17 protein-coding genes are annotated in these 14,890 nt (G+C 33.2%); 7 read left to right on the forward strand and 10 right to left on the reverse strand.

Translation table 11 applies throughout. The annotated features are described in order from the left end of the window. Positions 1-39 precede the first annotated feature (39 nt). Together KA893_RS04955 and KA893_RS04960 are read left to right on the forward strand one after the other, a co-directional pair. Positions 40-657 (forward strand): deoxynucleoside kinase, encoded by a 618-nt coding sequence (locus KA893_RS04955; RefSeq protein ID WP_002484098.1) that lies wholly within the window; start codon positions 40-42, stop codon positions 655-657. Next, complete coding sequence (locus KA893_RS04960; RefSeq protein WP_002484099.1) at positions 650-1,312, forward strand: deoxynucleoside kinase; 663 nt, start codon at positions 650-652, stop codon at positions 1,310-1,312. The genes KA893_RS04955 and KA893_RS04960 overlap by 8 nt, the downstream gene beginning before the upstream one ends. Positions 1,313-1,384: 72 nt before the next feature. On the opposite strand, the gene KA893_RS04965 is transcribed toward KA893_RS04960, so the two are convergent. Both KA893_RS04965 and KA893_RS04970 read right to left on the reverse strand, forming a co-directional pair. Beyond that, the gene (locus KA893_RS04965) at positions 1,385-1,774 is read right to left on the reverse strand and encodes a hypothetical protein (protein ID WP_041079785.1); all 390 of its coding nucleotides are present in this window, start codon (positions 1,772-1,774) and stop codon (positions 1,385-1,387) included. An 85-nt stretch (positions 1,775-1,859) separates the two neighbouring features. Next, a complete protein-coding gene (locus KA893_RS04970) occupies positions 1,860-2,552 on the reverse strand; it encodes an HAD family hydrolase (RefSeq protein ID WP_115340709.1) in 693 nt (230 codons plus the stop codon). A 160-nt stretch (positions 2,553-2,712) separates the two neighbouring features. Here KA893_RS04970 and KA893_RS04975 point away from each other — a divergent pair, with 160 nt between their 5' ends. Both KA893_RS04975 and KA893_RS04980 read left to right on the forward strand, forming a co-directional pair. Further along, positions 2,713-2,982, forward strand: coding sequence for a hypothetical protein (locus KA893_RS04975; RefSeq protein ID WP_228481216.1), 270 nt, complete (start codon positions 2,713-2,715; stop codon positions 2,980-2,982). A gap of 52 nt (positions 2,983-3,034) precedes the next feature. Then, positions 3,035-3,253, forward strand: a complete 219-nt coding sequence (locus tag KA893_RS04980) for a hypothetical protein (RefSeq protein WP_037539066.1) — start codon at positions 3,035-3,037, stop codon at positions 3,251-3,253. Between the two features lie 87 nt (positions 3,254-3,340). On the opposite strand, the gene KA893_RS04985 is transcribed toward KA893_RS04980, so the two are convergent. Further along, on the reverse strand, positions 3,341-4,417 hold the full coding sequence (locus tag KA893_RS04985; protein WP_002484104.1) for a branched-chain amino acid aminotransferase: 1,077 nt from the start codon (positions 4,415-4,417) through the stop codon (positions 3,341-3,343). Between the two features lie 306 nt (positions 4,418-4,723). Next, positions 4,724-5,686 carry an NAD-dependent epimerase/dehydratase family protein gene (locus KA893_RS04990; protein ID WP_002484105.1) on the reverse strand — a complete coding sequence of 321 codons (963 nt, stop codon included), beginning with the start codon at positions 5,684-5,686 and terminating at the stop codon, positions 4,724-4,726. 380 nt (positions 5,687-6,066) lie between these two features. On the opposite strand from KA893_RS04990, the gene KA893_RS04995 reads away from it, so the two are divergent. Further along, entirely contained in the window at positions 6,067-6,708 is a 642-nt protein-coding gene (locus KA893_RS04995) for a FusD family fusidic acid resistance EF-G-binding protein (RefSeq protein WP_194375988.1), read from the forward strand. 279 nt (positions 6,709-6,987) lie between these two features. Here KA893_RS04995 and KA893_RS05000 read toward each other — a convergent pair whose 3' ends face one another. Beyond that, positions 6,988-7,878, reverse strand: coding sequence for a LysR family transcriptional regulator (locus KA893_RS05000; protein ID WP_041079789.1), 891 nt, complete (start codon positions 7,876-7,878; stop codon positions 6,988-6,990). A 124-nt stretch (positions 7,879-8,002) separates the two neighbouring features. Between KA893_RS05000 and KA893_RS05005 the strand changes: the two genes are divergently transcribed. Beyond that, positions 8,003-9,187 carry an MFS transporter gene (locus tag KA893_RS05005; protein WP_194375989.1) on the forward strand — a complete coding sequence of 395 codons (1,185 nt, stop codon included), beginning with the start codon at positions 8,003-8,005 and terminating at the stop codon, positions 9,185-9,187. 112 nt (positions 9,188-9,299) lie between these two features. Here the strand turns inward: KA893_RS05005 and KA893_RS05010 are convergent, their stop codons facing one another. Beyond that, positions 9,300-9,653: a zinc ribbon domain-containing protein YjdM gene (locus KA893_RS05010; RefSeq protein WP_011303800.1), complete on the reverse strand. Its 354-nt coding sequence runs from the start codon at positions 9,651-9,653 to the stop codon at positions 9,300-9,302. 278 nt (positions 9,654-9,931) lie between these two features. On the opposite strand from KA893_RS05010, the gene KA893_RS14140 reads away from it, so the two are divergent. Beyond that, positions 9,932-10,063: a hypothetical protein gene (locus tag KA893_RS14140; protein ID WP_002484110.1), complete on the forward strand. Its 132-nt coding sequence runs from the start codon at positions 9,932-9,934 to the stop codon at positions 10,061-10,063. A gap of 23 nt (positions 10,064-10,086) precedes the next feature. Here KA893_RS14140 and KA893_RS05015 read toward each other — a convergent pair whose 3' ends face one another. The 4 genes from KA893_RS05015 to KA893_RS05030 all read right to left on the reverse strand — a co-directional run bounded on the left by KA893_RS05015 (position 10,087) and on the right by KA893_RS05030 (position 14,688). Further along, positions 10,087-10,563 (reverse strand): SRPBCC family protein, encoded by a 477-nt coding sequence (locus KA893_RS05015; RefSeq protein WP_002484111.1) that lies wholly within the window; start codon positions 10,561-10,563, stop codon positions 10,087-10,089. Between the two features lie 80 nt (positions 10,564-10,643). After that, the gene (locus KA893_RS05020; RefSeq protein ID WP_069821720.1) at positions 10,644-12,035 is read right to left on the reverse strand and encodes an amino acid permease; all 1,392 of its coding nucleotides are present in this window, start codon (positions 12,033-12,035) and stop codon (positions 10,644-10,646) included. A 409-nt stretch (positions 12,036-12,444) separates the two neighbouring features. Then, positions 12,445-13,350 carry a homocysteine S-methyltransferase gene (gene mmuM / locus KA893_RS05025; RefSeq protein WP_194375990.1) on the reverse strand — a complete coding sequence of 302 codons (906 nt, stop codon included), beginning with the start codon at positions 13,348-13,350 and terminating at the stop codon, positions 12,445-12,447. Continuing rightward, positions 13,351-14,688, reverse strand: a complete 1,338-nt coding sequence (locus KA893_RS05030; protein WP_194375991.1) for an amino acid permease — start codon at positions 14,686-14,688, stop codon at positions 13,351-13,353. Between the last annotated feature and the right edge of the window lie 202 nt (positions 14,689-14,890).

Genomic DNA, 14,890 nt, shown 5'->3' on the forward strand with positions numbered 1-14,890 from the left:
ACAATATTTATTGTCTATTTTAACATTGGAGCGGTAAATATGAAAAAACAATTTATTGCTGTGGAAGGTCCGATTGGAGTCGGAAAATCTTCTTTAGCACATAAACTTAGTCAAACTTATAAATATTACGAAGAAAAAGAAATCATCACAGAAAACCCATTTTTATCGGATTTTTATGAAGATATTTCCAAATGGAGCTTTCAAACAGAAATGTTCTTTTTATGTAATCGATATAAACAATTTCAAGATCTCGCATTAATTGAAAACGGTATTGTCAGTGATTACCATATTTATAAAAATAAAATTTTTGCAAATAATACCCTAACTACAACGGAATACAATAAATTTTCAAGAATCTATGATATTTTAACCGAAGATTTAGAAATGCCTAATATGATTATCTTTTTAGACGCTGATTTGGCGACACTAAAATCACGTATTGCGCACCGTAATCGGAGCTTTGAACATCAAATTGCAGATGATTATTTATTAAATTTAAAACGTGATTACAATGACTATTACGAATCTTTAAAGAACGATGGTGAACGTGTCATACGTATTGATACGACACACCTTGATTTTATGAAGTATGAAAACGATTATAATTATATTTTAGAATTAGTGAAGCCACTGATTGGAGGACATGAGCATGAATAATTACGGTATCCCGCAAGATGCTGTCATTACTATCGCCGGAACTGTAGGCGTTGGTAAATCAACATTAACAAAAGCTTTAGCAGAGCGCTTTAATTTTAGAACTTCATTTGAAAACGTAGACCACAACCCTTATCTGGATAAGTTTTATAATGATTTTGAGCGTTGGAGTTTTCATTTACAAATTTATTTTTTAGCAGAACGTTTCAAAGAACAAAAACGAATGTTTGAATATGGTGGCGGTTTTATTCAAGACCGTTCTATTTATGAAGATGTCGATATTTTTGCGAAAATGCATCAAGAACAAGGTACGATGAGTCCTGAAGACTTTGAAACTTATTCTGAATTGTTTAACGCAATGGTCATGACACCTTACTTCCCTAAACCAGATGTATTAATTTATTTAGAGTGCGATTATGACGATGTCATCAATCGTATTAAACAACGTGGCCGTCAAATGGAAATTGAAACGGATACCGCATACTGGCAAAAATTATATCAACGTTATGAAGATTGGATTAGCGAGTTTAATGCTTGTCCAGTTGTTCGAGTCAATATTAATGAATATGATCTGCACGAAGATCCTGAAACACTCAACCCAGTTATTGACAAAATTCGCAACGTCATCGAAACATATCGTAAAGTCGATCAACGTTAAATTCAATATATTAAAAAAAAGTCACTCCACTAAGTTTTGGTCGGAGTGACTTTTTATGTGTATAGCCGTAAATTACTCAATATGGCTACGGTAAATAATTTTTTCAATTTCATCGTCTGTCACATATTTACTGTAATAATGTTCATCCGTTTGTACTAAACCAAAGGTACTTGCCTTATCTTGGTCTTCGGTTCCGATATATAGTTGTCCTTCCGTATCTTGATACAAATCAAAAATTGCGCCACCGTATCGCGCTTCTTGATATAATGCGTAAAGCTCATCGATATCATCACGTGCTACTTGTTTAAAATATAATGTATGTTTAGAATGTTTTATTGTTTTAGCTTCAAACCCTAAATCTAACGCTCGTTCATCTTCAGTAACCAACACCACATCATTACTTATCATTTCCACAACTTTAAACGTCTCGCCATGATAATCTGCATACTTCCCATCAATCATTTTGATCACCTCAATATTTAAAATTAAATATTAAAAAAGTCATAATATACGTTAAGCATATTATGACATAATTTAGACACTGCGCCTATTTTTTTAATATATTTACGATATCATTTGCTGTTTCTACAGTATAATCCGCTTGGGTAAATTCCTCTGCTAATCCTACACCAGTTAACACCGCAACTTTTAATCCGAGCTGTGCATTAACACCGGTTTGCATATCATTTGCAGTGTCACCAACAATAGCGACGTCTTCAGGAGCAACATCATATTGATTAAATAATGGATTTAATACTTCTGGATTTGGTTTTTCGACTGCATTCGCTTCGGTTGAAATAACGACATCAAAAAAGTGATTAAATTGAGCAATCTCTAAAAATTGCTCGACACCTTTCTTCGAATCACTTGTAACAATGCCCATTTTATATCCTTGATTCTGTAATGTTTTTAACGTATCCTCGATACCTTCAACCAATACATTTTCAGGCACTCTATTATCTACTAAGGTTTGACTGCGTGCTTGTGCCCATTTCGTGACATCTTGACCAGCAATATCACAAAACGCTTGCACCATTTCATCCAGTGCACCTGAAGCCATGATTGTACCCGGCTGTATTTCACCGTCAACCACACCTAAATGTGCATATGCTGCTGACTTATCATCAATATCTTGATCATACGCTTCCATAAAATCATCTACTAATTGTAGACCAATCTTCATCCAACTACGATCAAAATATATAATCGTGCCATCTTTATCAAATAAAATCCATTTCATGCTTGAACAGCTCCTATAATTTCGCTTAATTAAAATAATTCATGCTTTATATTTTAGTACAAAAATGTCACACGAAACAAATATTGTAACTGAATTTGATTTAATTGCATGTATCTGATACTTAACTTAATTTGCGTTCTATACGTATTATGTTATCATAATGACGACAAATATAAATTCTGCAAAACATTTAAATGTTACAAGGGGGGTTTTTAAAATAGGTTACTTTATAGTATTTGTAATTATTGCAGTATGTATTGGTATCTATTTTTCAAAAAGAGATAAGCCAATGTCACCATCCAGTTGGTTTAAAGGCATCGGTGTCATTGCATTTGCCATGGTCATTGTCAGTGGATTCTATCATGTAGATGACATTAAGCAAGGTGGAGAAAATGGCGAGCATAAAGCAAAAAATGAAGAAAAAATTTAAAAATAAAAAGTTAAAATCATTTCATACATATTAATAAAGGGGTAAGCGTATCATGATTTATGCAATTACTTTTATTATCGTTAGCATTCTAATCGGCGTTTATTTTTCAAAACGACAAAAACCGATGTCACCATCGAGTTGGTATAAAGGCATTGCCGTCATTATCTTATCCTTATTTGTTGTTAGCTTTTTTGATAGTTTTGATGCAGTAAAACAAGGTTTTAAAGAAGGCATCAACGAAGATGTCTTTAATGACATTTCAAAAGATTAACATCGTTCAGCGGCTGTCATTCAAATAAATATCATCATAAAAAAGGTTGGTAACGCACATGCGTTACCAACCTTTTTAGGATTAATTTTAATATCTTGGTACTACGACTCTCCATCCTTGTGGATCATCAAGTTTACCACTTTGAATGCCTGTATAATGATCATATAAGTTTTGTGTGATTTCACCAGTTTCATTATTATTAATTACGATTTCTGTCTCACCGTATTTTAATTGGCCTACTGGAGAAATGACTGCTGCTGTACCTGTACCGAATACTTCTGTTAATTCGCCCTTATTGTGCGCTTCAATCAATTCATCGATAGATACTTTGCGTTCTTCCACTTCATAGCCTAAATTTTGAGCTAATTCAATCACCGTCTTACGTGTGATACCCGGTAAAATACTACCATTTAATTCTGGTGTTACCAATTTACCATTTTCAACGAAGAAGATATTCATACTTCCGACTTCTTCCACGTATTTTTGTTCAACACCATCTAACCAAAGTACTTGATCATAACCTTGAGCTGAAGCGTTAGATTGCGCTAATAAGCTTGCTGCATAGTTACCTGCAACTTTAGCATAACCTACACCGCCGCGTACGGCACGCACATATTGATCTTCGACATAAATTTTAGTTGGGTTGAGTGATGCACCACCATAATATGAACCCGATGGAGATAATATAATTAATAATTTATAAGAGTATGAAGGACGTACACCTAAAATACCTTCTGTCGCAAAAACATATGGACGAATATATAATGATTGTCCTTCACCTTCCGGTACCCAATCACGTTCAACATCTACAAGTTGTTTTAAACCTTCTAATACCACTTCTTCGTCTACTTGTGGCATATCCAAGCGTGCCAACGATTTATTAATACGCTTGAAGTTCTCTGATGGACGGAATAAATCAACTTCTCCATTATGTTTATAAGCTTTTAAGCCTTCAAATACAGATTGACCATAATGAATACCTTGTGCTGCTGGAGAAATTTCTATTGGACCATAAGGTACAATTTTTAAATCATGCCATCCTTGATCGATATCATAGTCGAAACTCAACATATAATCAGTGAAGTATTTCCCGAAACCTAATTCACTTGGATCCGGTTTTTCTTTAAGTGTTTCACGCTGTACAAATTTAATTTTTTCTGACATGACTGCTTCCTCCCAATGTTTATTCTTAAGTATTATATTAAATTATACCAATCCACTAGTCTGTGTTCAATAATTTTCAAAAAATTTCAAATAAACCAACAATATGTATCTTGGATAATCAAACCACTGTTCGTACATTAATTTATGGTTTAATTGCTCGCATTTTGTATTAAAATCGCTGTTATTTAAACAAAAAAGAAGCCGAACCTATAGTCGACATACACTTCGTTAATGTCATCACCTAAAATAGTGAAATGCTTAACAACCGTATATCGAACGAAGTTCTATCTTCAAAAAATAGATGATTTATTTTACTTCTGCTTTCTCTTTGCCTTCAATAGCATCTAGCATCACTTTAGTCATTGCACTTAAGTCATATTGAGGATTGAAGCCCCATTCTGCTCTCGCACAACTTACATCAATACTATTAGGCCAACTATCTGCGATGGATTGTCTAACTGGATCTACATCGTAATCTAATTTAAAGTCTGGATAATATTCTTGAATCGCTTCTTTAACCATTTCTGGTTCAATACTCATCGCACTTAAATTATAAGCATTTCGATTAATTAATTTAACGCCGTCTGCTTCCATTAGTTGAATAATCGCATTAATGGCATCTTCCATAAACATCATATCCATAAATGTATCTTTCGCGATAAAGCTTGAGTATTGCCCTTCTCTAACTGCTTTAAAATAAATATCTACAGCATAATCTGTCGTACCGCCACCTGGTTCTTTAATATGTGAAATCAAACCTGGGAATCTAACGCTGCGTGTATCTACACCAAATTTTTCAAAGTAATATTGGCATAGTAATTCTCCAGCAACTTTATTCACACCATACATTGATGTAGGACGTTGAATCGTTACTTGGGGTGTATTAACTTTAGGTGTTGATGGACCAAAAGCACCAATAGAACTTGGTGTGAAGAATTGTAATTTATATTCACGTGCTACTTCTAATGCATTCATTAAACCACCCATATTTAAGTCCCACGCGAATAATGGATTTTTTTCAGCAGTTGCTGATAATAATGCAGCCATATGCATCATTGTGTCTGGTTTGAATGATTCGACTAATTCATCCATACGTGCTTTGTCTGTTACATCTAAAATTTCAAATGGACCATCTTTCAATGCAGAGCCTTCTTCAGGTTCTCTAATGTCAGTGGCTAAGACATTGTCATTTCCATATAATGTTCTACATTTTACAACTAACTCAGTTCCAATTTGTCCTAATGCACCAGTAATCATAATTTTTTTCATATTTCTATCTCCCTTGTATATTACAGAAACTGTAATGTATTTCCCTCGTGGACAATAACCTTATTTTCACCTATATTATATTATAAAAACGCTTTATTGTATATATCGAAAGAACATTTATTTTAAAAATATATAGTCCACACAATAATTGATTGCGATTTCAATATTATATTATTAAACCGGATTTGACACATAAACGATAGCCTGTTATAAGATAATTATTAAACATATATGGAGATGATGATATGTTGCACAAAAATGCTACATTATTAATACAAAGTGTTCGATTAACGTAGTCGATGCTTTGTAATTTAATTCCTTATCACAAGGCATCTAACTTATGCATGTAAGCTATATTTATGTGAGAGGAACTAATAAAAATGGAAAAACAACTTTACCCTTATCAATTTAACTATATAAAAGAACGCGTTGCACATTTAGTCAATGCTTATAATTCGGTCAACGATCCCAATACAATCGCTTCAATCAAAGATGTCACACGTGATGAAATACTTAGTACATTTAACTCAAGAGACACTACCATTCGTTCAAACGTTGAAAAGCTCATGAATGTACAACTTACCAAAGAACAAGCTCAAAAAATTTTAACGACCATACAAATGTATGTTAAGCCATTTGAACATCCGAGTAATAAACAAGTCACTAACCTTTTTAAAAAAGTTAAAAAGCTAAAAACACCACTTATCAGTGATGAAGTGCTACAAACAAGTACGTATATCGGTTGGAATGATATTGCTTCAAATAGAAAATTCATCATTTATAATGATACCTTTGGAAAATTAAACGGTGTATACGGAGACATTTCTAACCAAACTGTCAAAGGTTTCTGCTCTATTTGCAATAAAGAATCCCGTGTTGCTCTATTTATGCGAAAAACACGTACTGGCAATGATGGTCAATATACCAAAAAAGGTGACTACATTTGTTTTGATAGCACCTTATGTAATCACCAAATATCCGATTTATCGCACTTCCATCATTTTTTGAATAAGATTCAATAAACCAAAAACGGGCCCTATTATTAGGGCCTTTTTTTGATATAGACAACCCCACCTATTCATTTGTGGCAGATTTGTCTATTGTTATATTTATGTTATTACTTAAAATAACTATCAATACCTTTTAATTTATGGCGTATCATGTTTTTCATATCATAAAGGTAGTTTTTAGGGACGACTTCTGGAAAAAACGCTAACCGAAGATTACAGGCTAAGGCGGTGCCTGTGGAAAGCGTGCACAAAAAACTGCCGACAAAGTCAGTTTTTATTAGGCCTCCATACTCACTTTCTTAAATAATCAATAAACGTTCGAATCGTTTGTTCATTTGTTCTATCTGAATGGGTGATAGCAGTAAAATAAATATAATAGTCAAAAGGCGCGCCAATAGGTAACATTTCAATAAGACCATTTAAAAGAAACGGATCATCTTCAAGCATCAAACTAGAAACAATACTGACACCTAACCCTTCAGATACTGTTTTTATCAAAACGCTAGGATTATTTGTACGAAAAACAATTTTCAGCGGACCATTTTCATCTTCAAATTGCTTAAAATTATGATGATAAAAATTGCGGTCATATAATACAAATGGATATTGTTGAATAGCTTCCATTTCAACCGTATCTTGTAATGATAATTTAGATTTTTTAGGTACAATCAATCTGAAATTTGTAGATATATTAAGCGAATTAGAGACGATGGTCTGCCCGAATGTTTCACTTTCAGTCTTCCCAATCAAGCCAATATCCACCTCATTGTCCTTTACCATTTTCATAATTTTGTCTCTGTCACTTTCAATCACTTCAACCTCAATGTGTGGATAATCCTTTTTAAAGGTAGACAATGCTTTCGGTATGATTTTGTTAAATAATGTCGGTATCGTCGCAATTTTAAGTGAGCCTACAATATTTGAATGCATGGCATCAACCTCTGATATTAAATGTGCTTTTGCTTCTAAAATATCAATGATTAAAGGGATTAATTTTTTACCTACCTCAGTTGGCAACGTGCCTTTTCGAGATCGATCAAACAGTTTATAGCCAAGTTCTGCTTCTAAATTTGCGATCGATTGACTCATTGCAGATTGACTAATATGCATCGCTTCCGAAGCATGAACGATGGATTCCGTTTCATAAATTTTTTTAACATAAGCTAATTGTTCAAAATTCATACCTTCACCCCTTTTTACATAAGTGTTTCTTATATAAATATTAAAAATACTAATTTTACATTAGCACACATTAATCATTATAATAAATAGTGCATGAAAAAATTAATTAAAGGACGGTCTTCTTATGTATGATAAACTCTGGTCTAAAGATTTTATCTCTATTACCTTTGTGAATTTTTTAATGTATTTAATTCATTATACATTAATTGTTACCGTAACTATATTTACCATTGATAAATTCCATGCATCCGAAAGTATGGGTGGCTTAGCTGCAGGTATCTTTATCATCGGTATGCTTTTCGGTCGTTTAGCATCCGGGCGCGTAATTGACAATCTACAACCTAAAAAAGTATTGCTCTTCGGCATTATCTTTTCAATTATTACTGTTGGCTTATATTTCCTTATTAGCAGTCTATTTTTATTAATGCTTGTCCGTCTCTTACATGGGATAGCGTTTGGTTTGGCTTCGACAGCAACTGGAACAATTTCATCAAGAATTATTCCTGAAAAACGTAAAGGCGAGGGCATCGGTTACTACGCCCTCAGTGTTACCACAGCATCAGCAATTGGTCCTTTTTGTGGCATTGTATTAAACCAACGATTCGGTTTCGAATCTATTTTCATTGTTAGTTTAGTTATCATCATCACTGCATTCATTGCTGCACTATTTATTAAAGGACTACCAAAACCACCTGTTGAGAACAACAATGAAAGAGAAAATAAAGGAATTCGTGCATATATTCAAAAAGAAGCACTACCTATTTCATTTGTCGTTATATTCGTCGGCATTGCTTATTCAAGTGTATTGTCTTTCTTTACTGTTTATACGGAACAAATATATTTAGCGACTGCATCTAGTTTCTTCTTTATTGTTTATGCAGTCAGTACATTTGTTACACGTCCATTTACAGGAAAAATTTATGATGCCTATGGTGAAAATAAAGTCATGTACCCTGTCTTATGTAGCTTTGCAATTGGCTTAGTACTGTTAGCAATCACACACACAAGTCTATTGTTACTTATTTCAGCTATATTTGTAGGTATCGGTTATGGAACGATTGTCCCAAGTGCGCAAGCCATTGCCATTCAACAATCACCTGTTGATAAAATTGGTTTAGCAACCTCAACATTCTACATGTTTGCTGACTTTGGCGCTGGTATTGGTCCATTCGTATTAGGCATCATGGTGCCAATCATGGGATATCGTTATCTATATATCACGATGGCTATTGTAGTCATTGCATCCATTATCCTTTACTACTTTATGCATGGTAGAAAAGCGATACATTACACAAGCACCAGCAATTGATAAACTTATAATCATTAATACATCCAACAGAAATCAAATGATTAAAAGTAACATATAACAATGGAGTGCCACAAAATAACATTTCTGCGGCACTCCCTATTTTTATCCAATATTAGTTTTTTAATTTTTTAACAAGTGACGATTTCAATCCAACTAGACCAATCTTATCCACTTTAGCATCAATATCGTGACCATCTTCAGGTTCTACGATACGGATACTTTTCACTTTAGTACCTTGTTTTATGACAAATGAAGTGCCTTTTACTTTCAAATCTTTAATCACAGTGACCGAATCACCATCTACTAGTTCATGACCATTCACATCTCTTGTAATTTGCGCTTCCATATTTTCTTTATTTTCAGTTTCAGACCATTCGTGACCACACATTGGGCAAACAAGTAGGTTACCATCTTCATATGTGTAACTAGATTCACATTTTGGGCAATTAGGTAAAGTATATTCCATAATTAAACCTCCGATAAGTTATTATTTAGCTGATAATCTACCATATTATAAAATATAAACTCTATTTTCTCCACTTTTTTTATTAAAGTTTGTTCTGTTTTTTTATTTTTTCTTCAGCCATCCACAACCGCTACAAAGCTTATTTCATTCTAAAAATAAATTCAAATTCAATTTTTATTTTTATTTTTTAAATTCCCAAAAAATAATCAGAAAAATGTTTATTTAATGATATAAGTGGAAAGGTACTTGTGTCACAAATCATAAAGGAGGCTTTTATAATGAGTAAATTTGATGATTTTAAAGACCAAGCAAAAGACAAAGTAGACGAAGTGAAAAACGACAAAGATAAACAAAAAGAAGTTAAAGATCAAGCTCAAGATAAAGCAAAAGACTTAAAAGATAAATTTTAAGCTTTCTAAATTATATTTAAGAATTATTTTAAATTTAATTTTTCTGCAATTTCTTGCTTTTTACTATCAAAGTCTAATGCTTGTTGATCTATAGATGATCCAGTTTCAGCAACCTGCTTAATGTTTTCCATTTGGAACTGCCAGCCTGCAAAATCAAGTATAATATGTGGAAATGCAAACGGTAAACATTCATCGAAAATCAATACCGTTTCTTTACCAGTATCATGTAAATCAAACCTTACTGTACCAATATCCCATGTATAGCCAATTGTTTCATTTTCTTCAAAGGCTGTAATTTCCATTTCTTCGTCGTCTTGCCCATCCATTTGGAATTTCATCTTACCACCAACTTGACGGTCTTCAAATGATAATTGTGGAAACCATTGTTGGATACCTTCTGTTGTGCTTAAAAGTTTAAACACTGTTGCTACATCTTGTTCAATGATTATTTTTAATGTTTGATATGCACCTTGTTCATCTTTAGAATATACAGCTTCCATATGAATATGCCCCTTTCGATTTACAATCGCCTCATTTTGAAACACATATGAATTGATAGTACTGCTATTCCCATCTTATTTTATTTTAATCCTAGGTCTGATTGGTTATTCACTTCTAATTTTCGCGCTTTTCTTGTATATCTTAAATAAATCAAGCCAAGTAAGATAAACCACAGTGGTGATAATACAACACCCATTCTTGTTTCTGGTACAACAAGTAAGATAATCAATACGAATACAAAGAATAGCTGTACCATTCTTGCCATATGAATACCACCGGGCAATTTAAAGTCACTCTTTTTATGTAATTCAGGATGTGTTTTAACGTATTTTGCATAGGCATGAACAATAAACATCCATACAGCGACTAATAAAATTGTTGAAATTGCTGTGACATAAAAGAACACTTGTGTTGCGTTCGGTATTAAATAATTTAATAACACCGTAATAGATAACAAAGCGCATGTTACCAATATTGCTATATAAGGCACACCTTTTTTATTTGTTTTCATTAATAAATGATGTGTTTGTTTTTTCTCAGATAACCCAAATAAGATTCTACTATTTGCAAATATACCACTATTACATGCCGATGATGCTGCAGTTAATACCACAAAGTTTATTAACCCCGCTGCAAATGGCACACCAATAAGTGCAAATAAACTTACAAATGGACTATTATTTGGATCAATATCTTGCCATGGAATAATGGACATCATCACCGCTAATGCACCAACATAAAATAATAATATTCTGATTGGTACACTGTTAATTGCTTTCGGTATCGTTTTTTCAGGATTTTTTGTTTCTCCAGCTGTTATACCTAATATTTCAATACCTGTAAATGAAAAGACAACCATTTGGAATGACATGAAAAAGCCAGATGCACCATGAGGGAACCAACCACCATTATTATAAACATTAGAGACCCCCGTCTTACCAAAAGGTGTTTGAATTGCAAATACAATCATGACAATACCAATAACTATCAATGCAATGATTGTTACAACTTTTATAATTGCAAACCAAAATTCTAATTCACCAAACATTTTTGTACTTGTTAAATTAAAGGCCATAAGAATCAAAATACAAGACAAAGATGTGATCCAATTTGGTAAATCGGGTACCCAAAATTCTACATATTTTGCAACTGCAGTAATTTCTGCCATCCCTGAAGTAATCCAAGTTAGCCAATACGTCCATCCGGTTACAAATCCTGCAAACGGACCAATCTGATCGTGCGCAATATCTGCAAATGTTTTATATTCTGTATTAGAAAGTAACATCTCACCCATTGCACGCATAAACATAAACAATACAAAACCGACAATAATATACGTGAGTAAAATCGATGGCCCCGTTAAACTAATGGACTGACCAGCCCCTAAAAATAAGCCAGTTCCAATAGCTCCACCAATCGCAATAAGTTGAATATGTCTATTACTCAACTCTCTGTTCAAAGTATTTGTCATAAATCTTGCCCCAATTCCAATTGTTTTAAAGCATCATTAATATATCGCCTTAGCTTATTAACCCCTTTGTTATCAATTAATAAACTAATGTAATGATTACATGCATATATCTCAATAATGCTTGGTTGTATAATATTCTTTTTTTCTGAAAATTACAACTAATGCTATAAATCATTTTTGATAATTTTGTATTTTTACATTTTTGATTTTTTAACTCTTTAATTGATTAAAACAATAAACTATAATCTCATTTTTAATATTTGAATTTCTTTTTTAACCATTAAATATCATGTGCCTTGATGAAATAAAAAATGCACACTTTTATTACTTAACGACATCGTTAAAATAAAAAGTGTGCTCTGATTTCACATACGATGAACGTACCTTTGAACAAATATTTTATAAGCACTTATTGCGTTTCTATAGCCTCTTTAATAGATTTAATGTTCTCTGGTGTTGTTTGACAACACCCTCCAATAATCTTGACGCCTTGGTCTAACCAATCAGGTATTTGTTCAACAATTAAACCTTGATTACCTACACTTTCCCATTCTTTCTCCACTGCATTGTACTGTGCACCGCCATTAGGATAAAGCGCTATTGTTTGAGGTACATTTTTCAGTCCTTTGCTTATAGCTTTATTTATACCCGCGACGGATGAACAATTAATACCAAACACCGGTATGCGTTCAGCATATTGCTTAATATAAGCACATAACCTTTCAAATTCTGTGTCATCAGATAAATCACCGTCTTCATTAACTGTGACAGATAACCAAAATGTCTGATTTGTATAATGTGGCACAATATATTCAACAATCGCTTTAATTTCCTCGAAATTAGGCACGGTCTCAAATACAAAATCATTGATACCTCTTTTAACCAATGCTTCTATACGCGTTTTATGGAATTGAAAATAATCCTCCTTACTTAAATCGTATGCACCTGTGTACTCAGAACCATCACTTAAATAGGCACCGTATGGCCCTAAGCTACCCACGATAACTTGTGTATCCGTCGTGGCTTCCATAATTTGATTTACTGCAGTATTATATAGCTGATCTATTTCAGTTGCCTTCATCCCAATATCAGAAAAAGTTTGGTAACTCGCTTGATACGTACTTGTAAGCAATATGTCTGCCCCCACATCCGTAAATGCTTGATGTGCTTGTTTAATTTGTGTAGGGTTATTTTTTAAAACTTCACTGGACCATAATGAAGTTTTCAAACTACAGCCTGCTTGTTCTAATGTTGTTGCCAAACCGCCATCTAGTACCAATGGCGATTGAGCTTTCAATTTTTCTAATAACCGCATTTAATTACCTCTTTTCTTATGATACTTAATGAAATAATATATGAGTGCTATGACAGCGAATGGTACACCGAAATAAAGTGCAGGTGCCTGATTAGAATCAAAAACCATTCCTATACATGAAACTAAACATAAAATAAATCCTATAATAGGTATAGATTGATGAATTTTAAGGCTAGGATCATACCTTTTAGCATTGAAATAAGCAACACATATACTCATCCACACGATGACTACAGCGAGTCCTGCAATGGACACCAGCACAACATAGAGTGAATCCGCTGCATAGATGCTTGATAATAAAGCCAACAGACCACCTACCATACTAAATAATGTTGCGTTGATAGGCATGCGATATTTATTCAACTGTCCGAACCATTTTGGAAATACCCCTTCATTGGCTAAACTCCATACCATTCTACTTGCTGCATATAATCCAGAATTAGCGGCAGATAATAAGGCTGTGATAATGACTAGATTCATGATATCTCCAGCGTAAGGTATCCCCATTTTTTGAAAGATGACTACAAATGGACTTTCCAAAGATTTCCCTTGATAACTTGGAATTAAAATAGAAATAATAACCATTGTACCGATAAAAAAGATAATTAAGCGCCATAAAGTTGCACGTATCGCTTTAGGAATGACTTGTTTAGGATTTTCAGTTTCTCCCGCAGCAATACCGATCAATTCCGTACCACTAAATGCGTAATTAACTGCTAACATCGTTAAGAACACCGCACCTATACCTTTAGGAAAAGTAGGATTCGTATATCTGTTAGTCACTGTATGTATTCCTTCATAACCATTGTAATGTATCAAACCTAAAATGACGCATATGCCTAAGATAATAAATACAATAATAGTAACCACTTTAACTAAAGAAAAATAAAATTCAACTTCTGCATAAAAGCGTGTCGATATGATATTAAAAATTAATACTAATATAATTGCACTTGCAGCAAAGATATATTCAGGTATTTCTGGAAACCACCTTTGCATCAAAATACCCACTGCTGTAAATTCAGAACCTAATGCTACTGTCCAGGTCAACCAATAAAACCACGCAACAATGTAGCCAATAGATGGATGTATATATTTACTCGCATATGTATGAAAACCACCTGTCACAGGGTGCTTAATAGCCAATTGTCCTAAACAAAGCATGACGAGATAAACAAGTATTGAACCTACTATATAAGATAAGACAGTCCCTAGAGGTCCAGCTTGTTGTAAAGTATACCCAGAACTTAAAAATAATCCTGTACCAATAACACCGCCAAAGCTTAATAACATGAGATGGCGCTGTTTCATGGCACGTTTAAATGATGTTTGTTCCATTGAATGTGCTCCTTATCTTTAAGTACTAAATATAGATTTTTAATATAATTAAACATTTTATTGATTTCTGAAAATTTAGTCAATAGTAAGTTATAGTATCTTTGATATCCCACTGCTAAATTATTAATTGGGTTTATTCATCCAGCTTAAAAGAAAGCGCTATCATATTAACTGAATTTTCAAACTTTTATAAAAATTCAGT

The sequence above is a fragment of the Staphylococcus sp. GDY8P126P genome, assembly GCF_017891965.1.
GTDB lineage: Bacteria > Bacillota > Bacilli > Staphylococcales > Staphylococcaceae > Staphylococcus > Staphylococcus saprophyticus.

Excerpts from the sequence above, each read along its gene's own strand:
- KA893_RS04955 (WP_002484098.1), top strand. The coding sequence starts at position 40 with ATGAAAAAACAATTTATTGCTGTGGAAGGTCCGATTGGAGTCGGAAAA.
- KA893_RS04960 (WP_002484099.1), top strand. The coding sequence starts at position 650 with ATGAATAATTACGGTATCCCGCAAGATGCTGTCATTACTATCGCCGGA.
- KA893_RS04965 (WP_041079785.1), bottom strand. The coding sequence starts at position 1,774 with ATGATTGATGGGAAGTATGCAGATTATCATGGCGAGACGTTTAAAGTT.
- KA893_RS04970 (WP_115340709.1), bottom strand. The coding sequence starts at position 2,552 with ATGAAATGGATTTTATTTGATAAAGATGGCACGATTATATATTTTGAT.
- KA893_RS04975 (WP_228481216.1), top strand. The coding sequence starts at position 2,713 with ATGACGACAAATATAAATTCTGCAAAACATTTAAATGTTACAAGGGGG.
- KA893_RS04980 (WP_037539066.1), top strand. The coding sequence starts at position 3,035 with ATGATTTATGCAATTACTTTTATTATCGTTAGCATTCTAATCGGCGTT.
- KA893_RS04985 (WP_002484104.1), bottom strand. The coding sequence starts at position 4,417 with ATGTCAGAAAAAATTAAATTTGTACAGCGTGAAACACTTAAAGAAAAA.
- KA893_RS04990 (WP_002484105.1), bottom strand. The coding sequence starts at position 5,686 with ATGAAAAAAATTATGATTACTGGTGCATTAGGACAAATTGGAACTGAG.
- KA893_RS04995 (WP_194375988.1), top strand. The coding sequence starts at position 6,067 with ATGGAAAAACAACTTTACCCTTATCAATTTAACTATATAAAAGAACGC.
- KA893_RS05000 (WP_041079789.1), bottom strand. The coding sequence starts at position 7,878 with ATGAATTTTGAACAATTAGCTTATGTTAAAAAAATTTATGAAACGGAA.
- KA893_RS05005 (WP_194375989.1), top strand. The coding sequence starts at position 8,003 with ATGTATGATAAACTCTGGTCTAAAGATTTTATCTCTATTACCTTTGTG.
- KA893_RS05010 (WP_011303800.1), bottom strand. The coding sequence starts at position 9,653 with ATGGAATATACTTTACCTAATTGCCCAAAATGTGAATCTAGTTACACA.
- KA893_RS14140 (WP_002484110.1), top strand. The coding sequence starts at position 9,932 with ATGAGTAAATTTGATGATTTTAAAGACCAAGCAAAAGACAAAGTAGAC.
- KA893_RS05015 (WP_002484111.1), bottom strand. The coding sequence starts at position 10,563 with ATGGAAGCTGTATATTCTAAAGATGAACAAGGTGCATATCAAACATTA.
- KA893_RS05020 (WP_069821720.1), bottom strand. The coding sequence starts at position 12,035 with ATGACAAATACTTTGAACAGAGAGTTGAGTAATAGACATATTCAACTT.
- mmuM (WP_194375990.1), bottom strand. The coding sequence starts at position 13,350 with ATGCGGTTATTAGAAAAATTGAAAGCTCAATCGCCATTGGTACTAGAT.
- KA893_RS05030 (WP_194375991.1), bottom strand. The coding sequence starts at position 14,688 with ATGGAACAAACATCATTTAAACGTGCCATGAAACAGCGCCATCTCATG.